The following is a 22488-nucleotide window of genomic DNA, read 5'->3' on the forward strand; positions in this document are numbered from 1 at the left end:
TAACGATGGCTACGCTGAACAAAGCGCTGACGCGGCCTGCCGCCATAGCCGGCATTCCCCTCGTGCCGTTCGTGATGGTCAGCGGGGCCATCGTCCTGCTGGCGGTCTATGTCAGCTATTACCTGATATTACTGCTTATTCCCGCCTGGCTGGAGATGAAGGCAAAGGCCAGAACCGATATTCACTATTTCGGCATGCTCTGGCTGGCCTTTAAAACCCGTGGCCGGTTTGGCACCAATAAACATTTTGGTGCCAATGCCCTGCTGGCAAACCGCTATGACGCCGTCGACGTCTCGGAGTTTATTGAAAAGATGAAGTTAAACGAGCGCGTTACGCTGGAGAAATACATTCCGTATTCCTCCCATATTCATCCGCACGTCATCAGAAACCGCCAGGGTGATTTGGTTGCCAGCTGGGAGCTGGAGGGCACCGTTTTTGAATGCGAGGACGAACACCACCTGACGTTAATGGCGACGCATCTCAATAACGTTATTCGGGCTTATGAAGGCCTGCCGGTCACTTTCTATCTTCACCGTATCCGGGAAAAATACCACGATGCCTTTGACGCAAATTCAGGTATTCCCTTTTCTGATGAAGTGACCCGGCTGTATTACCAGCCGATCAACGAAAAACCGTTCTGGCGACACCGGCTGTTTTTCACCGTCTGCTATGCGCCCTTCTCTCCGCTGGAGAAAAAGGCCATGAAGGCGCAGCCGTCCGGTAAACGCAAAGCGGCGCTGGATGATGCCCTGAAAGTGATGCTGGAACACCGGGATGCGCTGGCATCGGCGCTGTCCCGCTATACGGCGACGCCGCTGGGGATGTATGAAGACAACGGGCGGGTGTATTCCGCCCAGTTGTCCTTTTATCACCGTCTGCTCACCGGCCAGTGGCAAAAGGTGGCGGTCACGCCTGCGCCGTTTTATGAAACATTAAGCACGCCGGATGTCTTTTTTACCACCGACACCGCCGAGTGCCAGACCGTCGGCGGCTCCCGTTTTTTCCGCAGTCTGGAAATCAAAGATTATTCGCCTGAAACCGCGACCGGCCTGCTGGACGCGCTGCTGTATGCTGAAAGCGAGTATGTGCTGACGCAGTCCTTCACCTGCATGGCCCGCGATGAGGCGCAGAAGCATATTCGCCTGGCGGAAAAGCGCCTGACTTCGGCGGATGACGACGCCATTTCGCAGCGTGAAGAGCTGATTGTCCTGCGTGACCTGCTCCAGTCCGGGCATGTGTCCTGTGGTAAATACCACTTCTCCCTGCTGGTATCTTCAGACAACACCGACCAGGTGGTGAAGGATACCAACGCGCTGGCGCAGCCTTTCGCCGACCTCGGCATCATGACAACGCTGTCCACGCTGTCGCTGCCCGCCGCGTACCTGGCGCAACTGCCGGGGGTGTATACGTTGCGCCCCCGTCTGGTGGCCGTCAGCAGCCAGAACTTTGCCGACCTGGCGAGCCTGCACAATTTTCATCCTCACAAACGAAACGGCAATCCCTGGGGCGATGCCATCGCCATCCTCAAATCCCCTGGCGGTGGCGGGTATTACCTGAACCTGCACGACAGCCAGAGCGGACGGGATGACTTCAACGAAAAAACGCCGGGTAATACGGCGATTATCGGGAAAACCGGCTCCGGGAAAACGATGCTGATGACCATGATGCAGCAACTGATGCAGAAGTACCGCAATCCGGCGACGTTCTCTGAATCAGCCCCTCTTAAGCAACTGACTACCGTGTATTTCGACAAGGACCGGGCGGCGGAGATGGCGATACGCCAGATGGGCGGACGCTACTTCCGTATCCGTACCGGCACGCCCACCGGGTTTAACCCGTTTTCGCTTGCCCCAACCCGGCGGAATATCAGCTTTATCAAACGACTGGTGCGCATGCTGTGCGGCCGCAACGGCAAACCGCTCGATCCGCGCGATGAGGAGCGGATCAGTGCCGCCGTAGATACCATTATGCTCGACTACCCGCCCGAATACCGCAAGTTCGGTATCACCCGGCTGCTGGAAGTCCTGCCGGAGCCGCCAACCCCCGACGCCCGCATAAACGGGCTGCGCATCCGCCTTAAACAGTGGGCGCAGGGCGGCGAGTTCGGCTGGGTATTCGACAATGAGGAGGACACCTTCAACATCAGCGACGTCGAAAATTTTGGTATCGACGGTACGGAATTTCTCGATGATGACGATATTCGCGGCCCCATCACGTTTTATCTGCTGTACCGCGTCACCAGCCTGCTGGATGGTCGCCGGCTGGTGATGTTCATGGACGAGTTCTGGAAATGGCTGGCCGATATCGAATTCTCCCGCTTCTCGCTCAATATGCTGAAAGTGATCCGCAAGCTGAACGGCATCTTCGTCCCCGCCACGCAGTCGCCTGACGAAATCGTCAAACATCCAATTGCCCCGGCGATTATCGAGCAGTGCAGCACGCAGATATTTCTTGCCAACCCGAAGGCCAGCCGGGCGGATTACGTGGAAAAGATGAAAGTGCCGGAAAGCGTGTACGACATCGTCAGAAACCTCGATCCGGGTGAGCGCTCTATGGTGGTCCTGAAAACGCCGTTACGCGCGGGTGAAACCCGGCCTTTTGTGGCGATGGCGAAAATGGATTTATCGGGCCTCGGGAAACTCACCAAAATGTTGAGCGGCAGCGAAGACAACCTGAAACTGTTCGACACCCTGTATCAGGAAGGAATGCAGCCTGATGACTGGAAAGCCGCCTTCCTTGAACAAGCCCTGTAATATTCACGACGGAGGTAATGAAAATGCGGTTCAGAAAACTCATACTGGCATTATCGTTGTTGATTTCCACCCAGGCGATGAGCGCCGGAATACCGGTATTCGACGCCGTACAGAATACCGAATCCATGAATCAGTGGATCCAGAAACTCCAGCAGTGGCAGGAAACCGTTACCCACTATAGAAGTGAACTTGATGCCTACAAGCAGCAATTAGCCACGGCAACGGGCGTGCGTGACGTTCAGGCATTTCTCCGCGAGGCCAAAAGTCTGAAAACCGATATTGATAATCTTCGTCAAAACGGTATTTCACTGGATGACCTGCTGAGCAACCAAAGCGGGTCATATTCTTCTGAACTGAATAGCTTGTATTACAAATATAAAACGTTCGATACCTGTAACCCGTCCAGCACTTCACAACGCTATCTGGACAGCTGCAAACAGATGATCCTGAATCAGGCTGTAGCAATAGAAAATACGTCCGAGGTTGAAAACAAGATCACGGGCACGCTCGACGATATATCAGATTTATCAGACCGTATTGCTAATGCGCAGGATTCGAAAGAGTCACAGGACCTGGCTAACGCCATCGCGGCCAAAAGCGTACAATTGAATGCGCTGACCAGCCAGTGGGAGATGTCAGTCAAACAGACTGAACAGCGCGCAACGCTGCTGGAGCAGCAAAAACAGAAAGCCTTTGAGCAACAGCAATTAACTGCGCCCGTTGCCGATCTGAACTCTCTATAGGGAGGTTAACATGTTGAAACCCGTATTAACCTTGTGCGTCATGTCAGGCATTCTCGTCTTATCCGGTTGTAAAGAGACGAAATCAGAAGCCTGGTACAAAGAACATCCCGATGAAACCTATAAGGTCTATACGCAATGCCTCACGGATGGTGAAGCAAGCGACAACTGCGAGTTTGCGCACCGGGCCGCATTAATGTTTGCCCAGACAGGGAAACCCGGCATTCGGGAAAAATTCGAGACGCTGTTTCAGCAGGAAGCCCAAAAAAGAAAATCCGTCACTCAGTAAGATCCCCGCCAACAAAAACAGGGATCCCTCCCTGTTTTTATCCCCTGTCTGTTCCTGACTAATGAGAGGCACCATGTCCGGTGGTATTTTTGTTGGTATGGACAAAAACATCATGGATGGACTCAATGCCGTGTTAGAAGGTCAGTCTTCTACCTACGGCACCCTAATCAGTGTGATTATCGTCAGTTCCTTCACCCTGTTTATTACGTATCGCGGGTATCAGACGCTTGGCGGCAAACTCCAGACACCGGTTGAAGATGTTGTCTGGGATGTGGGGCGCATGTTGCTTATCACTACCTTTGTTTTAAACCGCGATGGCTGGCTGAATGCCATCATTGCCGCCATTGAAGGGCTTAAGGACGGCATCAGTGGCGATGATAATGTCTGGGCGCTGCTCGATACGGTGTGGGAAAAGGCACAAACGCTGGGGCAAACGCTGTTTAATCTCGATACCGCCACCTACGTTAGAGTGAATGGCGGTTTTGCCGAGGTGCTGGTCTGGGGCGGAGCAATCGTTCTGTTACTGGCTGCAACGTTTGTCAACCTGCTCGCCGAAATCACCATTCTGTTAATGACCACCACCGCCCCACTCTTTATTTTCTGCCTGCTGTACGGTTTTCTTAAACCCATGTTTGATAACTGGCTGAAAACAATATTTACCGCAATCTTGACGGTCATGTTCTCTGCCCTGTCTGTCCGGATCGCCATCAACTACCTGAATAAAATACTGGATGCCGCCACAGCAACGTCTGCTGAAAGCAATATGGTGACCCTGGCGGCGCAATGTTTGCTGGCCGGGATTGCAGCAGGCGTCGTGGTGTATTTTTCAGCGAAAATAGCCACTGCGCTGAGCGGTGCCGCCGTGCAGGCCGTGTTACAGGGTGCAGTCATGAGCGGACTGAGCGGTCTGGCGAGCAAATCTGCCGACGTCGCCAGACCCGGCATAAAGGCCGGGGGCCGACTGACCGCCAAAGGTGGCATGGCCGCAGCAGCGACAACAGGCAGGTTCATTGCCGCAGGGGCGGGCAAAGCCGTGAACGCCTGGCAGAAACGTGCCACCGCCATTGAGAGCATGAAACGCCAGAATCAGCAGCGTCACCGTTAATCCTCCAGACCGCTAATTTCTTTTCTCCGTCACGCCGTGGCCTCTGCCAGCGGTGCGGCCTTCCTGCATTTATCCGATAAGAGGCTTCCATGAAATTCAGCATCTTGCTTCTGGTGCTGTGCGCGCTTACGGGCTGCGCGCAGCATCAGGGCGACCTCCCGCTGGTGTCCGGCGATCCCCAGCCGGTGAATTCCCCCCCCATGATCCAGGAGCTGACTCACCATGTCTGATATTCAGCGCATCATTAATGTCTCGCGTTCTTTTGAATCCATCCTGCTGGAAAAGGAAGAGCATTCCCGCAAAACTGCCTGGCGTGTGGCCGCTGCCGGGCTGATTCTGGCTGCACTGGCAATTACGGCCATTCTTATTCTGCTGCCGCTGAAAACCACTGACATTGAATTGTGGTCGGTGGATAAACAAACCGGTCGTTATGAGTATATGACCCGCATTAAAGAGCGGGATATTGCGTCTGAAAAAGCGCTGGCCCATTCACTGGCGGCACACTATGTCAGACTCCGCGAAGGGTATAATTATTTCGCCCTCCAGCGTGATTACGACGACGTACAGTTATTTAACAGCGACAGCGAGAACCGGGATTATCTGGACGGGTTTAACGGCGACCAGGCGCCGGACGTTATTTTTAATAAAGCCGAATATGTCGTCTATATCGACATTATTTCTAATGTGCATGCGCCTGCCACCGGGCCGGATAACCTGGCAACCCTGCGTATCAAGCGCACCCTCCGCCGTATTTCTGATAATTCAGTGAAAACGGACTTCTGGAATATCCGACTCACTTATCGTTATGTCCCGCATCAGCAACTGACGGACAGTCAGCGTGAAGTGAACCCGCTGGGCTTTATCGTCACCAGCTACCAGCGCGATAAAGAACTGAGGAGCGAATGATGCTGAAAAACATCCTGCTCCTGACAGGCTTACTCGCTTCATGCGCGACATGGAGCGCCGCCACCCCACGCGGCAGCACGTATGACAGCCGGATGCAGAACGTATCGTATAACAGCCAGAACGCCACGGTCGTCAATACCCGCCCCGGCTACGTCACCACGCTGCTGTTTGACGACGATGAAGCTGTGATTGATGCGCAAGCGGGTTTTCCCAAAGGCTGGACGGTGACGAAGAGTGATAACCGGGTAGGCGTCAGCCCGAACCCCATCACCCAGCCGGTGACGGACGCCAGCGGCAACAACGTCAGTCAGGTATTTTTGCCCACGGCGAAGGACTGGAAGACCAACCTTTTCGTGGTGACCTCAAAGCGTGATTACAGTCTGGAGCTGAATGTGCTGGACCACGATTCACCCGCGCAGGCGTTCGTTATCCGTTACCACTATCCGGCCGAGGCTCGCCAGCAATCCGCCGCCGCCAGCGCCGCACGTCAGACGCAGCAGCGTGAAAGACAGGAGAAGCAGCAGATAGCAGCGGCATTCGGACAGGCCAGCACGCCACGCAACTGGCGCTACACCAAACGGGTCGCCGCCGGTTCGGCCTCCATCGCACCGGATTTTGTCTGGGACGATGGCCGCTTCACCTGGCTCGGATTCTCGCATCTCAAAACCCTGCCTTCCGTTTTCCGGGTGGTTAACGGACGGGAGCAGGCGGTCACGCCCAGGACGGTTAAACAGGGTAACTACATCGTGATGGTGGTTCCGGCAGCGCCACAACTGGTGCTGCGTTACGGCACCTCAGTGGTGGGGATCGAAAATGACGGATTCGGGCGCATCCCGATACCCCGCAGCGACACCGTTTCACCGTCCGTTACGCTGGAGGCCAAATGACCGATAAACCTGTCCCGGACGAACCGGAAAAAACCACCGCAGAGCGGGAAGCGGAGGCCCGCGAACGCGCCCGTGCGGCAATGGCGTATCAGGAGCCGGAGCAGAAAACACCGCCCGGCCAGCCGGAAGTGACCCGTTTTAGTAAGGCATCCGGTCGCCGCACGCTGATCGTCAGCCTGCTGAGTCTGGCGCTGGTGATCGCCCTGGCATCCGGCGGCGATCGTCTTTTCAGTGCATTCAAAGGGCATAATGAGAAAGAACCCGACACTGCGCCGCCGCCCTCCGCCGGGAAGACGCTGCATGAGCGTCAAAATCTGGGCATGGACAGTAATCCGTTTGGCCTGTTCGGGCCGCACACACAGGACGGAACAGACCCTATCAGCCAGACCGTTACTCCCGCACCAACGCAGCCACCGGCCCCACCCGCCCTGAACAAGGCAGCCGCGCTGGCTGACGGGGTGAACAACGCCCGAACAATGCCGGGCGATAATGCACGCACGTCCCCGGGTGAAACGCGCAGCCACGCAGAAACATCCGACAGTGGGTCATCATCCACGACGTACACATCCTGCCCGTCAGTACTGACCAAGGGAAAGGATGGCAGCCTTCGCTGCACGGATACTGCCGCGCCGGAAACGGCTAACAACGACAATCCGGGCGTCGCCCAAGTAACCGGCGTCAGACGGTTGGGCCTCGATCCTGATCTCTATATCCCGGTGGACCGCTATATCCCGTGTTCGATGATGTGGCGCTTCGTGTCCGATGTCGGGGGGCATATTTCCTGCCTGATCAGTGAAGATGTTTACAGCGCCAGCAACCATGTGACGCTGATCCCGGCGGGAACGGTCGCCCGTGGCATCTACCGCACCGGGGCGCTGCAACACGGACGCAGCCGGGTGTTTGTGCTGTGGACGGAGCTGCGAACGCCTGAGCCCGGCAGCCTGCAAATCCCGCTAACTGATACGCAGGCCAGCGGACCGCTCGGCGAGGCGGGGATCTCAGGCTGGATCGACAATCACTTCTGGGAGCGCTTCGGCAATGCCCTGATGCTCAGTACGGTGCAGGACGTGGCAGCGGCGGCGTCAGATGCTGCCCCGGGGAAAGACCGCAATACCGACTACACCGAAAACACCCGCGCCGCCACGGCGGAAATGGCGAAAACGACGCTGGACAACAGCATCAATATCCCGCCCACCCTGTACCTGAATCAGGGTGATGTCATCGGCATCATGACCGGTACCGATATTGATTTCTCATCCGTCTGGCAGCTGCGACTGAAAAAGAGGTGGTATGAACGCTGAAAACCTGTCGCTGGATTTTATGAAAAACCAGCTGTTTGGTGAGTTTATTGCGCAGGACGGCCTGACGGAAATTGCTGTTAACCGGCCGGGTGAACTGCATACCAAAATCCGGGGGAAATGGCGAAAACATGATTCCCCGATTACGCTGCGTCAGTGTTACGCCTTTGCCAGAGCGCTGGCGTCGTGGCAGGACGATAATATCGACGACACCTCGCCGATACTTTCCGCCACGCTTGAGACAGGCGAGCGCATTCAGGCCATTATTCCCCCCGCATGTGAGCGTAATACCGTGTCTATTACGCTGCGCAAGCCCTCATTCGGGCAGAAAACGCATCAGTCATGGATTGATGCGGGATTTTATAACCGGGTGACCGGTAAGGAGCGGACGGAAGGCAAAGATGTTGAACTGACCCGCTACTATCAGAGTGAGGATATTCCCCGCTTTATGGAAAAAGCGGTGGAATACGGCAAGACAATTTTTATCGTCGGTGAAACCGGATCCGGTAAAACCACCTATATGAAAACGCTGCTGCACCATATTCCCCGGCACCTCAGGCTGACCACCATCGAGGATAATCCCGAAATCCGTTTTTATCACCACACCAATTATGTCCATCTCTTTTATCCGGCGGATGCCGGGGATAATGCCATTGTCACGCCCGGCAGACTGATACGCGCCAATTATCGTATGAACCCTGACCGGATATTACTGGCAGAAATTCGCGGACAAGAGGCCTGGGAGGCGCTGAAAATCGTCGGTTCCGGGCATGAGGGATTAATAACCTCCCTGCATGCGGGCAGCCCGGAAGAATGCATTGAAGGGTTAATTGACCGCTGCTATGAAAACCCCAACTGCCGGAACATGCCTTTCGACGTGCTGTTACGCAAGGTGCTTAAGAGCATTGATGTGATAGTCAGCATTGATATTCACGGCGACATACGCCGGATGAGTGATGTTTATTTTAAACCACTTCATCTCAATGACATGAGAGGTGTATTCAGTAAAGGTCTTCAATAAATAAATTATCGAATTACGCAACCCTCGTTTAAATATGAAGGTGACCGAAATGAAAAAATTAATACCCTCCGCATTATTACTCTGCATTATGGCGTCATGTTCAACTTCCGTCATGGCCGCTGACGCCTGTGAAGTGGTGATATGCATGTACGGTAAAGCCACCGGGAACGGCGGCGGCAATGAATGCCATTCGGCCGAACGTGAATTCTTTAATATCGTGAAAAAGAACAAGCACGGTTTTCTGCCGGACCATACTGCCGATGCCAGAAAATCGTTCTTACTTGAATGTGACTCGGCAGACCCGGCAATAATCAGCCAGATTATCAATAAATTTGGCCGCATGCGTGGTTAATTAACGGAGGTAGTCATCATGAAAAAACCGGGTTTTATTCAGCATCCCTGGACACGTCAGCGCGGATATTCCATGAGCGCAGCCTGTGTTATTGAGCACATTGAAAATGAGGCGATACGTGGATGCGGCCTTTATTATGAAATTTATCACTACCGGGTTGCCTGCCGGTTATTGCAGTTGCTGCAAACGTTAAACGCCACCGACAAAATAACGCTGACAGAAGAAGCTAACCGGCGTGGATTTACACTGGATGAAACCAGCATTAAAGAAAGTCGTCAGTGTTATTCCGACATCATCAGGGAAATCCGCGAGAGCCACTATTAATCCCTGCATTAATTTTATTCTCAGGTCCCCTATAGCGCCAAAATATTTCAGCCGAATCAAGCTTAAGGCGTGCCGGTTTTCAGGTTTTTACGGCCCAGCACATTTTTCGCGAATTAAGGAGTGAAGAAATGCGGGCCGTAAAAATGAGGCAGCGGACAGAATTATTTTCGCGGGTTAAGGAGTGAAAATAGTTCAGGCGCCGCGCCTCACCGGCAAACAGCCGCGCCCACGCGGATTTTGCCGGCCGGGGGGAGCCGAATAAATTTCGCCGCCCCAGCGAGCGAAAAGCTGTCGCCCACGACAGCGATTTATTTGGGGGGCATAGCCCCGCACACCGTCGCGGCTGAGTCTCCGGCCAAAAGCCGGTAGCGTGGCGCGACCACCCTCTTTAAAGGTCAGCTTCCCTTTTATTCACGCTGCGAGGAACGAGCAAAGGGAATAAAAAGGCGAAAGCGACCGTCTTAAAGGGGGTGGTCGCGCGTAGCGGGCGACGGTGTGCCGCCGTTGACGTTGGGGGTTTTGGCGCAGCGTCCAGCCGCGTCATTACCCCCATGCGACAGGCAATAAGGGCGTCCAGCCCGCATGTACTGGCGCACGCCGTTTCGTGCAGGGAAGCATGCTTTCCTGCACATGGCCGCGACGCGACCACTTTCTTCGTCCCATACGCTCGCCCCGCCTTTTCGCCCGACACCGTGGGGCGAATTGATGGGGCGATGTCATGGGGCGAACCGCTGACGAAGGAGGCATCGTGATTTTGAATAAGCTGGCCGTTTCACTGTCGCCGATAGTGAATGGCGCGCTGAGCTTCATGGCTTTTATGCAACAGCATCAGCTGATGCTGGCGCTGTTATCGGGGCTGACGATGCCGTTTTTCGCGTCGATGAAAAGCGATGAACGGCAAAAAGCCCCGTTGTGGCAAAAGCTGATTATTGCTTTTTCCCTGCTGTGTTTCCTTTCCGGTACGATGGCCCCGGTTGTTATCTGGATTTTCCAATGGCTTTATAAAGGCCGTGTAGTTGCCAGCATTCCCGTTCTGGCATGGCCGGTGCTGATTGCCTTTACCGTAACGGGTTTTATTTTGCATATTCTGCTGCGCAGGGTATTAACCCCTGAATTAGACAACATAAAGAAACGCCTCGTCAGAAAAACCACGCTTGAACGGGAATTGCGCACCGATGTCCGCACGGTTAAATCACTGCTGCCGGAAACGCTGCATTATGACCCGCTGGATTATATCGACCTGAACAAAGGGTTATTTATCGGCGTGGACCGAGATATTCAGCCGATGTATTTGCCGTTAAAAGACTGGCAAAAACAACACGCGGATATTATCGGCACTACCGGCGCCGGTAAGGGCGTTGCCACCGGGATATTACTTTATCAAAGTATTCTGGCCGGTGAAGGCGTATTTGTGATGGACCCCAAGGATGATGAATGGGCACCGCACCTTTACCGCAAAGCCTGCGAGGATGCAGGGAAACCCTTTGCCCTGATTGACCTGCGAAAACCCCAGTACCAGTTAAACCTGATTGAAGAGATCACCGCCGATGAGCTGGAAGAGCTTTTCGTTGCCGGTTTCAGTCTGGCAGAGAAAGGTCAGGAGTCAGACTTTTATCGGATTGACGACCGGAAAGCGGCCCGGATAGCCGCACAATTTGTCACCCGTAATCCCACTGCAACCATTCGGGATGTGTATAAAGGCGACTACGTTCAGGGTATTGCCGATAAGATAAAAGCCTTTTTCGGGAAAATTGAAGAGCTGGCTTTACTCGATGCCATTAATGCCCCCACCGGGTTTTCGCTTAATACGGTATTTGAGGAAGGCGGTTGCTGTTATGTGATTGGTTCAATGCGCAACAGCAAAATCATTACCGCTCAACGCATGCTGCTGGTTCGCCTGTACCAGCTGGCAGAAAGGCGCGAGCGAGTGAAAAACGTGCCCCGCCCCATTGCTATTTATCTTTCCGAACTGAAATACCATTTATCCAGACCCGCGCTGGAAGGCTTAGGCGCGGCACGCGATAAAGGTGTACATATTATTATGGACCATCAGTCGATTGCCGATTTAAAAGACTGCCCGGCAGATTTGAAAGGCGACGCCGTTGTCGGCGCGGTCGTTGAGAACGCCAAATTCAAACTGGTTTATCGTGTCATGGATCCGGACACTGCTGAATGGGTGGCAAGGATGTCAGGCACTATATTAGTCGATGATGAGGTCCGCAAAGCGAAAACCGATGCCGTGCTGACAGAGACTATCGACAGTGAACGCACCATCAGGCAGGCCGAGCGTTTCTTTACCGACAGCAATATGATCCTGAACCTACCCGATTTCGTCAGCTTCATCTTCACGACAAAAACACTCCCGGCTGCTTCGCTGATTTCGCCCATCAGGGTGAAAAAACGCGAACTGGAGATCTGTGCCGTGTCGCCCGCGATTGCCGCCACCGCCGCAACGGTAAACATATCCTTGGATTTTAGCGAGGAGGAAACCTCCCCCGACCCCGCATCAACGCCGAATATCACCACAACGCGGCCCGATCTTTTTTTTGATGAGACGGGCGAAAAAGACACGACAATACCGAATGCCGATCAAGAGGAAAACCCGTCATTGCTGGATTTTTAAAGGGGGGAATGATGCTTATCACCGCATACCGCGAACGCCAGACGCGACACCACGAAAAAATACAACGACTGCTGAATTTTCTGAAGGAAGAAACCTACAGTGACTTTAAAACGCTGATGCTGCTGTTCGGATTTCGAGATCATAAATCACTGTATTCCCTGCTTTCAAAAGTCGAGGGCATGGGCTTAATTCACAAGCACGTATTGATATCGCGGACGATGAAAATTTCATTGTGGGGCATTACCAGTGACGGACTGGCCGTTGTATTAACCACCGACGATGCGCTTTTCCCGGCACGGTTTGAGCCTTCAAAAATCACCGGCTGGACGTTGGAACATCACCTTGATAATCAGGCAGCCCGAATCATCCTTGAGCAAAAAGGCGCATCCGGATGGGTAAACGGCGATCGCACGACGTTCCTTAGCAGTTATCAGGTTAGTCACCGCCCGGACGGGTTGATTACCCTCCCCGACGGTAACGTGATCGCCATTGAGACCGAGCGTCGTCTGAAAACCAAAGCCCGTTACCAGTCAATCATCGCCAGCCATTTACTGGCCCGGACCCGGAAAGACTGGATTTACGTTTTTTATATCGTGCCGGACCTGCAGAAAAAGCGCGGTCTTGAACGGCTGTTTGACAGCATCCGGCACGTCATCGTTAACCATCAGCACATCCCGCTTGAAACCCGCCACCGGAATGTCTTTCGCATCTACACGCTCGACGAGCTGCAACGGCTCGATGTAGACCACGGCATATAGTTCTTCTCTATCACTTACAGTTCCAACCCACCCAACCAGCAGCGCAACGACCTGAAATAATACCTCTCGAAATACTCACACAACATCAGAACAGACAGGACTCCAGAATGAACAGAGAAACTGACCGACTTGCTGACGTACTGACTGAAATGAGCGCCAAAGCGCTGGTCACGTGGATGACGCATTCCGCATTGCACGACTTACCGCGCGAAGCATTACTGGTTCGCGGCCACGATTTTGTGTATGCCTTACAAGCAAATTTTGTGCTGCTACGTGATCTTCTGTCAGAAACGCTGGAAGATATTGAGCAGCAAAGTCATGGCCTCGAAGAAAGACTGGATAGCCTGGAACAGCGGCTGCAGATGCTTCAGAAAGATACTGATAATTTGCCTTAGCTCAGACTTGACCTGGCACAACTACGACACAGGGCCAAACCTAATCTGACAGGCAGTTCTGTGCCAAGAGCGGGCATTGCTAACATACTGCCCTAAAGCTTTAAGGGGTGTAAGTCAAGTCAAAAAGTGCGGTTAAAGTTATGCTAATCTATCCATTGAATGAGTGGATTTGGTATTAGAATTTCATCCCCATAGCTACTTAAGCGGATTATTTAAAATTTTAATTAAGAGGTTCTAATTATGGATGAATTTGAAATAAAACTTAATGAAATCAATGAAGTTCTTTCAAAGAATCAATTGGGGCTTATCTACGATTTTATAAATGATAGAGATAATGGTCTCGTACTACCGTTTTTTAGTAAATACATGGATTCTGTTAAAAAATTAGATCTGGATTTTTGCATTACAACCAACTCTAATTTTCAATGCGGAATTATTTATGATGAAAAATTGATATTTATGTCTTATGGCACATTTGATAGACTATGTAAGTTATCTGACTTGATTTTTCGGTCAGGGATGATTACCGGAAAAAGTACGAATTTAAACTTTTATGACTTGCATCTCGTTACTAATCCATTTATAGGGTTTAACAATGAGATAAGAGAGGAAAGTGAGTCCGAATCACACTTATTTATGTTTATTCTTGATTGTCTAATGCTATTTATAGTTAGTCACGAAGTAGGCCATTTCATTAATAAACATGGCGACCGAGCGAAAAAGCAATCTATTGACACTATCTTTGATGATGTTTTAGGACATAAAAAAATAAATAGCGCAGAGTTAATATCAAGCCACGCAAGAGAATTAGTTGCAGATGGTTTTGCGCTTAATATTGTTAAAAAACATGTGCAATCTGTATTTGATCAGCAGGTATCTTATCTTGATAACTTACTTGATTTTTATAGCAGCAAGGAAGGCGGGATTGCATTTTCATTGCTATTAATACTGTGCTACTTCAAACTTTCTGATGGCTTATCACCCCATGAACATTTTCAATCGACACATCCCTCAACGGCGGCACGAGTTCGATATATTCTTAGTTGTCATATTGAATCATTAGTCAATGAGGATGAAGAAAAAACTTTTGGATTTTACTATGGTTTAATCATAACTCAATTGAAATCAATATTTTCATCTATGGGAGATGACTTTGAGTTAACTTGGATAAAGGATACGAACTCACCTGAAATGACCGAGTGGTTTAATGATGTTTATAAAGAGCATCCAAAATGGTTAGCATAACACCTCTTATATAATGCCGATAGTATATTAATAATTAATATTGAATTGATAAGCCTGAATGTCGCTGACTTTAATAAAGTATCGGAATTAGAAAAAGTGAAATTTTATAACGCTCTTTGATAATTCATGGCACTCAACAGCGAAAAGCGTGAAGGTCCGCTCCTCGCTCATAGCAGCCTGCTGATGTTGCAGTAGACTGCTTCTGTCAGAAATGGACGCTGCTGGCAGCATAATGTATTAATCAACGAGAGGGCTGTCATAGTTTGTTTTTTTTCAAAATGCTTTGAGGGATACAACACCATATGAAGAAGGGTTTAACAAACCTAGCCTGCTAATACCCCTCGTTTGAGGGGTATTTTCGGTTTATAACTTTATTCGATTTTGTCGACGCATGTTTTCTACTGCCAATGTAAAGTCTGCATTGGTAACGTTCTCTTGCCAACGAGACCAAAAATCTATTGTTGCACTTAACGGTTTTTCAGTTGGAGGGTCAATTTTAATTCTGCTTGGCAGGAGCACCGAATCACCCACAACCATGGCTTCTCCAACATCCATGATTGGGAGTGCCTCTAAGAGGCTCTCCAAACTTTCGGGTAGCAACTTGCGCACGGTCGCTTGATCATCCGCGTTCGTTAAACGCAGAGAAATGATGTTGTTACACTGGCTGAGAATGGTGGCACTTACATCTGAAGGTCTCTGGCTTACAATCATCAACGCAACGCCATATTTACGTCCTTCTTTAGCGATTTTTTCAAATGCTTCAACCGCTCTTCGTTCAACTGGGTTACCTTCTTTTCTTGGTAGGTATAGATGCGCCTCATCACAGACAAAGGCAACTGGTCTGCGACTTTTCGGATCAGTCCAGAATTGAACCTGATAGATGATACGGGCAACCAACCCAATGATTACTGGCAGGATATCGGCCGGAACTTCTGAAAAGTCGATTACTTTTATGCTTTGTTTTTGCTCGCCAAACTCCATCAGTTTTTCAGCAATCATGCTCAACGAATCGTATTGGTTGTATTTATCAGGACTATTAAAGAGGAAACCATAACGTCGGTCGTTTAAACGGCTTGCCATGCGAACTAGCAGCCTGGAGAATTCGCCGTTGAAAGGGCCGTTTTTAGGTCCTCTTGAGCCATCGACCTTCTCTTCATTTAAATATTTTAGTTTTCCAATGACATCATTCAGAGAATATGGAATTGGACTGTCGAGTGTAAAAGACTGTAACAGGTCGGCTCTACCATTCGCTTGCAGGAAAGTTTTCTTTTGCTCTGTAATTGCATCTTGAACAACCACAACTTGGTTATGCGCGCTGAATTCACTTCGGTCAACGAATAATGACTGAATCTCTTCTGAATTGAGCAACCAATAAGGTAGGAAGAGTAGTGAATCATCATCTATATCAACCTCATCCGGCCCTGGTATTCTCAATTGTTTAGCATAGGAAAGTTCTTTGTATTCACCGTGTAAATCGAATACCACAAGGTTTGAAGATGGTAGTCGCGAGCTTCTTTCAAGAATCGAAGCAACCGTCCACGATTTACCAGAACCCGTGCTACCAAGTAGAGCAGCATGTCGCTGAAATAACTTATTGCCATCAACATAAGCGCGTGCATTCTCATTGAGCTTATAAGAACCCAATTCAAGCGACTCCTCTCCATTGCCACATTCAGAAATCACACGCATAAATTCTTCTAGGTGAGCGTCTTTAAGTATGTAACAGGTCGAGTCGATTTCAGGAACGTGATCTAGCGATCTTGAAAACTTATACTTTTGATCAATTGCATCCCATCGGGCCCCACCCATTAACGTAATCTTGACTGTGTTGACTACGCTATCTTCAAAAGCGTCTATCTCGTCAGCATCATCTTCTTGCACTTCTAGGGTGAGGGGCTGGGCGACTACTGCTTTGATTACTTTATCAATCATGCCAATGAGCCAACATTCTGTTGCTCCGCTGAGTTGCACTGTTACGAGCTGTCCAACTCTGGCCTTGCGCAGATCCTTGTCACTATTTACCAGAATGGTTACTTTTCTGGTGTCAACTTCACGAATATTGCCAAGTATGTAGCTGTCATCATTAAAAGTAAAAAGAGCCATGTTACCCCCCTAAGAACTCGTTAGTGAAAGCGTCAAAACGCCATAATTCCTTGTCATCTACATGCAGCCAGTTTTCAAACTTTGAATTGTAGATTCTGCTTTTATCTGAATTTGTCTGTTTGCAGATAAGCCACATATTTGGGCATTTATCTAACCATTCCTCGATTCTTGGATTTGAATCCCGAGTGATCACCAACGCACGGCACTGATCTTGTTCAAGTTTTTGCCTAAATACGTTATTTACAAGTTGGGAATCGTTAAAGCCAAATCCTAAAAATAGAAAACAGGTATGATTTCCGACAGCGTTATCATATTCAGCCAACTGGGCCCTATCTTTGTGTAATCGCTGATATTTTGCTGTGCCAGGAGTGATCATCGCTCGCACAACGTTTTCAGGTTTATTGAGGATCCAGCTATTACACTCAATAAGGTGAGCTTCCCATTCAAACGTATTTAACGAGCCATGCGGTTTGTGTAGTCGAACATGTTTGCATTCAACGATTCTTAGTGGTTGCCTCGGCCTGCCTAAACCTTTATGGATAGATTGAACTGACTTTCTCGCTTCAGTCCAGTCATAACGTTGAAGAAAGCCCCCGTAAAATCCCGTAATATATGGAATCTTGTGTCGAACAAAGGCGTACTCAGCTAATAAATCGTAATTGGGCGTTGCGACGTGAAGTTGTTTATCGGCCTGTGGTAGAGTCTCAACGAGCTTTTTCAGTAGTGAACCAGCGGGCCAATCACGTAACCCTGAAATGATTTGATGGGCGTGAACGTTATCGTGATACGCAACAAAGCTTGCGGTTAGTTCGACTATTCGAGTGGTCAGAGCCTCATCCTTGATGAAGTCCATAGCGGATTCAAAATCATGGCTACCCGCATCGAGTGCAGAGACAACTTGCTGCCATTGTTGTGCCTGAGTATCTGTTATACCACTGGTCAGATTGGCTCGAAGGTGACGCTCTAGAGCTGGCATCCCAAAATTCAGATCAAGTGCACATGAAGTTCCTGTGCCAAACAAAACAAACGGCTTCTCAGTAAAAAACTCTGCAATCGCTTGATATGCAAATTCCTTTGTCAACTCCATGCCTTTCCCCACTTAAATCATGAAATTTCAGTGCTTACCACCTAAAATCTGTAGCATTAGTACTTTATTCTCTTGCTTTAAGGCTTCAAGTTTTTATTGCAGAGCAATTATCCAAAACACTCATTTGTAGAGCTATATCAAGTTTCTGCCAATTGGAAGTTTTTCCTCTGCGTAAAGCAGCTTTTAGATCGTCATCGAAGCAAATGGATGTTATCGCAGCAAGCAAGAATGTCCCTTGCATTCATTTTTGAGCAGCTTCCTGCTATCTGACACATCAGTGTCTGAAAGGTCCGCTCCTCGCTCAGGCTGTGTGAAAACGTTTTTGGCCGCAGAGAGTGCCAAAAACAGAGCTGAAAACCACGCCCATACGTAAAATTTGGCTCTACTAATCATTCTATCAATTTCAGATTAACGTAGATGCACGCATTTCAGTTTTCGGTCAGGGTTTTCACACAGCCTGCGCTCTTAACTGACTGTCATATTTGGCTGTGTACTGTACGAGAAAGCTGTACAGCGATATGAGCCAATGCAATTAATCACATGGAGTAACTACACATCAATCCCTCCTTGAGGTTGTTTTAATACCACTGCAGGAACATGACTGTTCGGTGCTCGCCCTGTCTGCGCTCCGCCTCACTCATGTCCCTACAGCGTTACTGTTTTAAAAGCCCCCTACACGCAAAGCCCCATTCCTTTGCAGTGCATTCCCACTCAAAGCTTATCCATCAAATAACGATGCGCTTTGGATGCCACGCTTGCGGCCTTGAAAATATAGCGCTTGTCGTTCTTCAGTGCTTTCAGCCAAGAAGCGATATAGCTTTCATGCTGCACCTCTCCAACGATCCCCAGATCCGCCATCAGGAACGCGCTTCCCAGTTCGGCGATCAACTCCTCAAACGCATATCCCTCACTGCCAAACTTCCCTTTCATTTCACGGTTCAGTCGACTTTTTGCCCCGCTCCAGTGAATCAGCTCATGTAGGCCGGTGGCGTAGAAATTGGCAGCATCGGTAAAAAGACAACGTTCCGGTAAACGGATTTCATCGGTTGACGGTGCAAAAAAGGCGTTTTGTCCCTTCTCAATGATGGTTGCACCACTGTTACGGAAAAGCGCTTCCGCACGCGGTAACGGCTCAAAGGTCTCTGCCGGACAAACGGCTTCGTCGCTCAGAGGCAAACCATCAATTTGCTCAACATTAAATACGGTGAACGTCTTCAGCATCGGGATATAGTTAGTTTTTCCGTCATCATTTTCCTTTTCCAACGTGGTATAGAAAATGGCGGTAGTGCCATGTTCTCCCTTACGTACCTGACCGCCTTCCGCTTTTGCCTGTTTGTAGGTCATCCACCGCGAATCAATGAATCCCTGTTCTGACGCACTGCTCCACAACAACATGATATTCATCCCACTGTATGCCATGCCAGTTGCGTAATTGGACGGTAAACCAGACATACCGGGGGTACGCTGCCACGGACACGCCCAGGGTTTAACACCAGCTTCCAATGCCGCAATGATGCTGTCAGTGACGGTCTGATAAATATCAGTTTTGATTTTGGAAAATTTCGTTTTTGAGGAGCCTGATGGGTCCAGCGGGGATACGCTGGTCGCCGCTGCGGTGTTAGGGGCGCTAGCCTGGGTATGCAGGGAAATAGTCATGATTTTTTCTCCGTCAGTGGTGTGATTTTCGTCTTCGTATCGCCTGACGGTTCGCTTTCCCGGCATCGTTCCTGCACGCAAGGGCGCAGAATGCGTGCCATTTACCCTTGCGGGACGGGTTGTGTTGGGAAACGATTAGCCGGAAGCTGATACGGGGAACGGAAAACACGCGGGAGAAAAAACTGACCTGCACATGCGGGCGTAGCGCCCCTTACTTCGCAGTGGTGAAAAGGGTTGAGTTCTGGCGTTTAAAACTTGAATTTAGCTGTGTCAGTTAAGACATGAGTTGGCAGTATTTGAGGTAAGACACGCTCAAGTCTGACATTCTTATTTACCGAAAGCGGATGTCAGAGATTACAGGCTAGGCATAAAGCTCCCCCAAAGGCTATGACTCTTGTAGAATGGTGAGTTCTGCTCAAAAAACAGGTAGGTTTATCCGTCAGTGCAAAGGTCCTGTCCGCCTGCAACTATTTAGCTAATGGTTTTATCGATGAAAACCAATGAGCTAAATTTGGTCATGTTTTAGTTTTAACCCTCGCAATATAGAAGTATTATTTTAAGATTAATCTACTTCCCTCCTTTCCCTCGCCATTCTTTCGGCGTATGCGAAAATCATGTTTAAGGTTATTGCCCATGGAGTTATGGATATTAATAGCGGCGATTTACGTAATTTACTTATTGTTTTTCAAGAAGAAAAAGAATAATCCCGCAGAATCTTATGCCTCCAAAACCGTGAAAGCGCCACCTAAAGAATGGCTTGCTGACATCAAGAAAAAAGAGTCTGTTGTGAAAAAAGATGACAGTGAAGATGATGATCTGGCGACCTTTACGTTGAGCAGCGGTCGTAATGTCGAATACAGAGCAGCAACGATTCAAAGTCAGCCCCCCCCCAAAACGACGGGTACTTTGGCTCGATGGGTGCAGCCTTGTGAGGTGACCACTGTAGGTGGTGTGGAGATCACCGGTGGTTACTTCTATTTAGGTCAGCGGATGAAGCCTGTCGGGCAGAGTTTAAGCGACTATTATGATGATGGCACCGAAGCATCATTAATTGACGACATGCTTAACATTTACCCCGAACATTATCTTTACGAAGATAATTCATTAGGATACTGGCCCAGTTACTCCTCCCTTTCACCTGATGCGCGCGGCGCGTATCTCGCTTGGCTGGCCAGTGACAGGCATGACGCATCATGCCCAGTAGGTTACATTTTTATCTATCTGTATGGACTGGAAAGAAAGGCACTGGTTGACAGCGGAGATGGTAATACACCTGACGCTGAGTTCCGCACTCTTTTTAATGAAGTCTGCCGGTTAAGATCGGTATTCATTGAGAACCGCTCCTTCCGGAATTACTCGTCCCAGTTACTTGAAGCAATGTCTATTCTGCGCCCGCACGTTGATCTGGTACCAAACCCTGGCAGTGATTCAGTTTACAGCAATGGCGGCATGCAATTTAAGCTAGCTTTGGCAAAGGCTGTGGACGCTGGAGTTCCTGTATCAGCCGATCTGGCGCTGAGGTGGATAATAAATCATACAGAGTATGCGTTACGAACTCCCGCCCGCCGCTGCGCGAATGAATTTGCTGCGCTTTTCAAACGGCGCTATACCCTCAAATACGGTGAGGGGATGGTTGTCAAACCTAATAAAACACGACTACGACTGGATTACACACCAGCAAGCCCCAGTCTGCGCGGCTTTCGTCTTCCTGTTCCAGACTTGCCTGACCCTAGTGCATTGAAGGGCCCAGTCCAGAAAATCATGACACTTGCAGAGATCTGTACAGATGAACTGGATGCTTACAGCCGCTACCTTGGCAGAAAAGGTACGTCAGAAAATGACACTGCGGCAATCATGTTGCTGCCTGTGGAAATCATTAACGAAAGCGCTGGAAAAGTTTTAAATACATTCAAACGCTGGGCTGATGAAGTGATCGCGAGTCGCAAGGGGTTAACCACCGCTGCTGACTTCTGGGTACACATGGGAGCCAATTGCCCGGCAAAAATTAATAAAAAAGAGGCCGACCTGATGCAAGCCTTTGCCCTGAAAATGGGCTATTGCCTGGCACCGGATCCGTTTTACCACCATGTGAAAGCAGAAGCTGACGGCGCGCTGGTTTTATTTGCCGCTAGTGAGGGTGCGCGCTTCTCACCATCTCCGGCATTTCTCTCAGCGGTAATGACACTAAGACTTGGGTCAATGGTAGCCTTAACCGACAATAGCCTTGATCAGGCCGAGCAGAAAGTGCTGGAAAATGCGATCGACCATAATTCTGGCTTTAGCGAAAATGAAAAACGCTCCTTACATGCGTATTTGACGTGGCAGCTTCATACCCCGGCCAATATGACGGGAATGAAAAATAGAATAGCGCCGCTGAGTACGATGGAAAAATTAGCAGTAGGTAAGGTTATCGTCGGAGTAGCCTGCTCTGATGGGAGAATTGAGCCTGCCGAAATTAAACAGTTGGAAAAGATTTATTTGAGCCTGGGACTGGATCCATCAACTATTTCCGGCAACATCCATCAGCATTCGACGACAGAGGTAATCCCGCAATCGTCCGCATCAGCAAGTCTTGGGGCCACTGAATTCACGCTGGACGCCAACGTACTGGCCCACCATGAGTCGGCTACAAACGATGTTCGTAAATTACTTAGCGCAATTTTTACCGAGGACGAGCCGGAATTTCGTGAGAGCGTTCCCGTAACCGGGGCGCAAGAGGGTGGCCTTGACAGTGCACATAAACAACTCTACCACAGCCTTCTGGAGAAGAAGCAATGGCCCCGGAAAGAGGCGACAGAACTTTGCGAAAATCTTAATTTGATGCTCAGCGGTGCGCTTGAGGTTATCAATGACTGGTCCTATGCAGTGGTTGATGCACCAGTAATGGACGATGCCGATGATGAGATCTGGGTAGACCTGGAAATTGCCAAAGAACTAGAGGGATAG

19 protein-coding genes are annotated in these 22488 nt (G+C 49.9%); 16 read left to right on the forward strand and 3 right to left on the reverse strand.

What is annotated here, in order from left to right; translation table 11 throughout:
* Positions 1–5 precede the first annotated feature (5 nt).
* From LJN55_RS14195 to LJN55_RS14265, 15 genes are all read left to right on the forward strand, one after another.
* On the forward strand, positions 6–2753 hold the full coding sequence (locus LJN55_RS14195) for a VirB4 family type IV secretion/conjugal transfer ATPase (protein WP_227534662.1): 2748 nt from the start codon (positions 6–8) through the stop codon (positions 2751–2753).
* Between the two features lie 23 nt (positions 2754–2776).
* Positions 2777–3496 (forward strand): type IV secretion system protein, encoded by a 720-nt coding sequence (locus LJN55_RS14200; protein ID WP_227534663.1) that lies wholly within the window; start codon positions 2777–2779, stop codon positions 3494–3496.
* Positions 3497–3506: 10 nt separating this feature from the next.
* Positions 3507–3782, forward strand: a complete 276-nt coding sequence (locus LJN55_RS14205) for an EexN family lipoprotein (RefSeq protein WP_064375571.1) — start codon at positions 3507–3509, stop codon at positions 3780–3782.
* Between the two features lie 73 nt (positions 3783–3855).
* Entirely contained in the window at positions 3856–4887 is a 1032-nt protein-coding gene (locus tag LJN55_RS14210) for a type IV secretion system protein (protein ID WP_227534664.1), read from the forward strand.
* 89 nt (positions 4888–4976) lie between these two features.
* Positions 4977–5117, forward strand: a complete 141-nt coding sequence (locus tag LJN55_RS14215) for a hypothetical protein (RefSeq protein ID WP_227534665.1) — start codon at positions 4977–4979, stop codon at positions 5115–5117.
* Positions 5110–5793 carry a virB8 family protein gene (locus tag LJN55_RS14220; RefSeq protein ID WP_227534666.1) on the forward strand — a complete coding sequence of 228 codons (684 nt, stop codon included), beginning with the start codon at positions 5110–5112 and terminating at the stop codon, positions 5791–5793. Before LJN55_RS14215 ends, LJN55_RS14220 begins: the two co-directional genes overlap by 8 nt.
* Positions 5793–6680, forward strand: a complete 888-nt coding sequence (virB9, locus tag LJN55_RS14225; protein WP_227536395.1) for a P-type conjugative transfer protein VirB9 — start codon at positions 5793–5795, stop codon at positions 6678–6680. Before LJN55_RS14220 ends, virB9 begins: the two co-directional genes overlap by 1 nt.
* Positions 6677–7981: a VirB10/TraB/TrbI family type IV secretion system protein gene (gene virB10, locus LJN55_RS14230; protein WP_227534667.1), complete on the forward strand. Its 1305-nt coding sequence runs from the start codon at positions 6677–6679 to the stop codon at positions 7979–7981. Before virB9 ends, virB10 begins: the two co-directional genes overlap by 4 nt.
* On the forward strand, positions 7971–8999 hold the full coding sequence (gene virB11, locus LJN55_RS14235) for a P-type DNA transfer ATPase VirB11 (protein ID WP_227534668.1): 1029 nt from the start codon (positions 7971–7973) through the stop codon (positions 8997–8999). The genes virB10 and virB11 overlap by 11 nt, the downstream gene beginning before the upstream one ends.
* A gap of 49 nt (positions 9000–9048) precedes the next feature.
* On the forward strand, positions 9049–9351 hold the full coding sequence (locus LJN55_RS14240; RefSeq protein WP_227534669.1) for a TrbM/KikA/MpfK family conjugal transfer protein: 303 nt from the start codon (positions 9049–9051) through the stop codon (positions 9349–9351).
* An 18-nt stretch (positions 9352–9369) separates the two neighbouring features.
* Entirely contained in the window at positions 9370–9675 is a 306-nt protein-coding gene (locus tag LJN55_RS14245) for a hypothetical protein (protein WP_227534670.1), read from the forward strand.
* A gap of 748 nt (positions 9676–10423) precedes the next feature.
* On the forward strand, positions 10424–12298 hold the full coding sequence (locus LJN55_RS14250) for a type IV secretory system conjugative DNA transfer family protein (RefSeq protein ID WP_227534671.1): 1875 nt from the start codon (positions 10424–10426) through the stop codon (positions 12296–12298).
* A gap of 11 nt (positions 12299–12309) precedes the next feature.
* A complete protein-coding gene (mobC, locus tag LJN55_RS14255) occupies positions 12310–13056 on the forward strand; it encodes a MobC family replication-relaxation protein (RefSeq protein ID WP_227536396.1) in 747 nt (248 codons plus the stop codon).
* A 107-nt stretch (positions 13057–13163) separates the two neighbouring features.
* Positions 13164–13451, forward strand: a complete 288-nt coding sequence (locus tag LJN55_RS14260; protein ID WP_227534672.1) for a hypothetical protein — start codon at positions 13164–13166, stop codon at positions 13449–13451.
* A 240-nt stretch (positions 13452–13691) separates the two neighbouring features.
* A complete protein-coding gene (locus LJN55_RS14265; RefSeq protein WP_227534673.1) occupies positions 13692–14696 on the forward strand; it encodes a hypothetical protein in 1005 nt (334 codons plus the stop codon).
* A 363-nt stretch (positions 14697–15059) separates the two neighbouring features.
* On the opposite strand, the gene LJN55_RS14270 is transcribed toward LJN55_RS14265, so the two are convergent.
* From LJN55_RS14270 to LJN55_RS14280, 3 genes are all read right to left on the reverse strand, one after another.
* Positions 15060–16799 (reverse strand): ATP-binding protein, encoded by a 1740-nt coding sequence (locus LJN55_RS14270; protein WP_227534674.1) that lies wholly within the window; start codon positions 16797–16799, stop codon positions 15060–15062.
* A gap of 1 nt (position 16800) precedes the next feature.
* The gene (locus LJN55_RS14275; protein ID WP_227534675.1) at positions 16801–17886 is read right to left on the reverse strand and encodes an SIR2 family protein; all 1086 of its coding nucleotides are present in this window, start codon (positions 17884–17886) and stop codon (positions 16801–16803) included.
* 711 nt (positions 17887–18597) lie between these two features.
* Complete coding sequence (locus LJN55_RS14280; RefSeq protein ID WP_227534676.1) at positions 18598–19542, reverse strand: ArdC family protein; 945 nt, start codon at positions 19540–19542, stop codon at positions 18598–18600.
* A 633-nt stretch (positions 19543–20175) separates the two neighbouring features.
* Here LJN55_RS14280 and LJN55_RS14285 point away from each other — a divergent pair.
* Positions 20176–22488 carry a tellurite resistance TerB family protein gene (locus LJN55_RS14285; protein ID WP_227534677.1) on the forward strand — a complete coding sequence of 771 codons (2313 nt, stop codon included), beginning with the start codon at positions 20176–20178 and terminating at the stop codon, positions 22486–22488.

Source organism: Erwinia rhapontici (assembly GCF_020683125.1).
GTDB classification, from domain to species: domain Bacteria; phylum Pseudomonadota; class Gammaproteobacteria; order Enterobacterales; family Enterobacteriaceae; genus Erwinia; species Erwinia rhapontici.

Coding starts and splice junctions, on each gene's coding strand:
- LJN55_RS14245 (WP_227534670.1), top strand. CDS start 9,370: ATGAAAAAACCGGGTTTTATTCAGCATCCCTGGACACGTCAGCGCGGA.
- LJN55_RS14270 (WP_227534674.1), bottom strand. CDS start 16,799: ATGGCTCTTTTTACTTTTAATGATGACAGCTACATACTTGGCAATATT.
- LJN55_RS14210 (WP_227534664.1), top strand. CDS start 3,856: ATGTCCGGTGGTATTTTTGTTGGTATGGACAAAAACATCATGGATGGA.
- LJN55_RS14195 (WP_227534662.1), top strand. CDS start 6: ATGGCTACGCTGAACAAAGCGCTGACGCGGCCTGCCGCCATAGCCGGC.
- LJN55_RS14275 (WP_227534675.1), bottom strand. CDS start 17,886: ATGGAGTTGACAAAGGAATTTGCATATCAAGCGATTGCAGAGTTTTTT.
- LJN55_RS14200 (WP_227534663.1), top strand. CDS start 2,777: ATGCGGTTCAGAAAACTCATACTGGCATTATCGTTGTTGATTTCCACC.
- LJN55_RS14265 (WP_227534673.1), top strand. CDS start 13,692: ATGGATGAATTTGAAATAAAACTTAATGAAATCAATGAAGTTCTTTCA.
- LJN55_RS14220 (WP_227534666.1), top strand. CDS start 5,110: ATGTCTGATATTCAGCGCATCATTAATGTCTCGCGTTCTTTTGAATCC.
- LJN55_RS14215 (WP_227534665.1), top strand. CDS start 4,977: ATGAAATTCAGCATCTTGCTTCTGGTGCTGTGCGCGCTTACGGGCTGC.
- LJN55_RS14205 (WP_064375571.1), top strand. CDS start 3,507: ATGTTGAAACCCGTATTAACCTTGTGCGTCATGTCAGGCATTCTCGTC.
- virB10 (WP_227534667.1), top strand. CDS start 6,677: ATGACCGATAAACCTGTCCCGGACGAACCGGAAAAAACCACCGCAGAG.
- mobC (WP_227536396.1), top strand. CDS start 12,310: ATGCTTATCACCGCATACCGCGAACGCCAGACGCGACACCACGAAAAA.
- LJN55_RS14240 (WP_227534669.1), top strand. CDS start 9,049: ATGAAAAAATTAATACCCTCCGCATTATTACTCTGCATTATGGCGTCA.
- LJN55_RS14260 (WP_227534672.1), top strand. CDS start 13,164: ATGAACAGAGAAACTGACCGACTTGCTGACGTACTGACTGAAATGAGC.
- virB11 (WP_227534668.1), top strand. CDS start 7,971: ATGAACGCTGAAAACCTGTCGCTGGATTTTATGAAAAACCAGCTGTTT.
- LJN55_RS14285 (WP_227534677.1), top strand. CDS start 20,176: ATGGAGTTATGGATATTAATAGCGGCGATTTACGTAATTTACTTATTG.
- LJN55_RS14280 (WP_227534676.1), bottom strand. CDS start 19,542: ATGACTATTTCCCTGCATACCCAGGCTAGCGCCCCTAACACCGCAGCG.
- virB9 (WP_227536395.1), top strand. CDS start 5,793: ATGCTGAAAAACATCCTGCTCCTGACAGGCTTACTCGCTTCATGCGCG.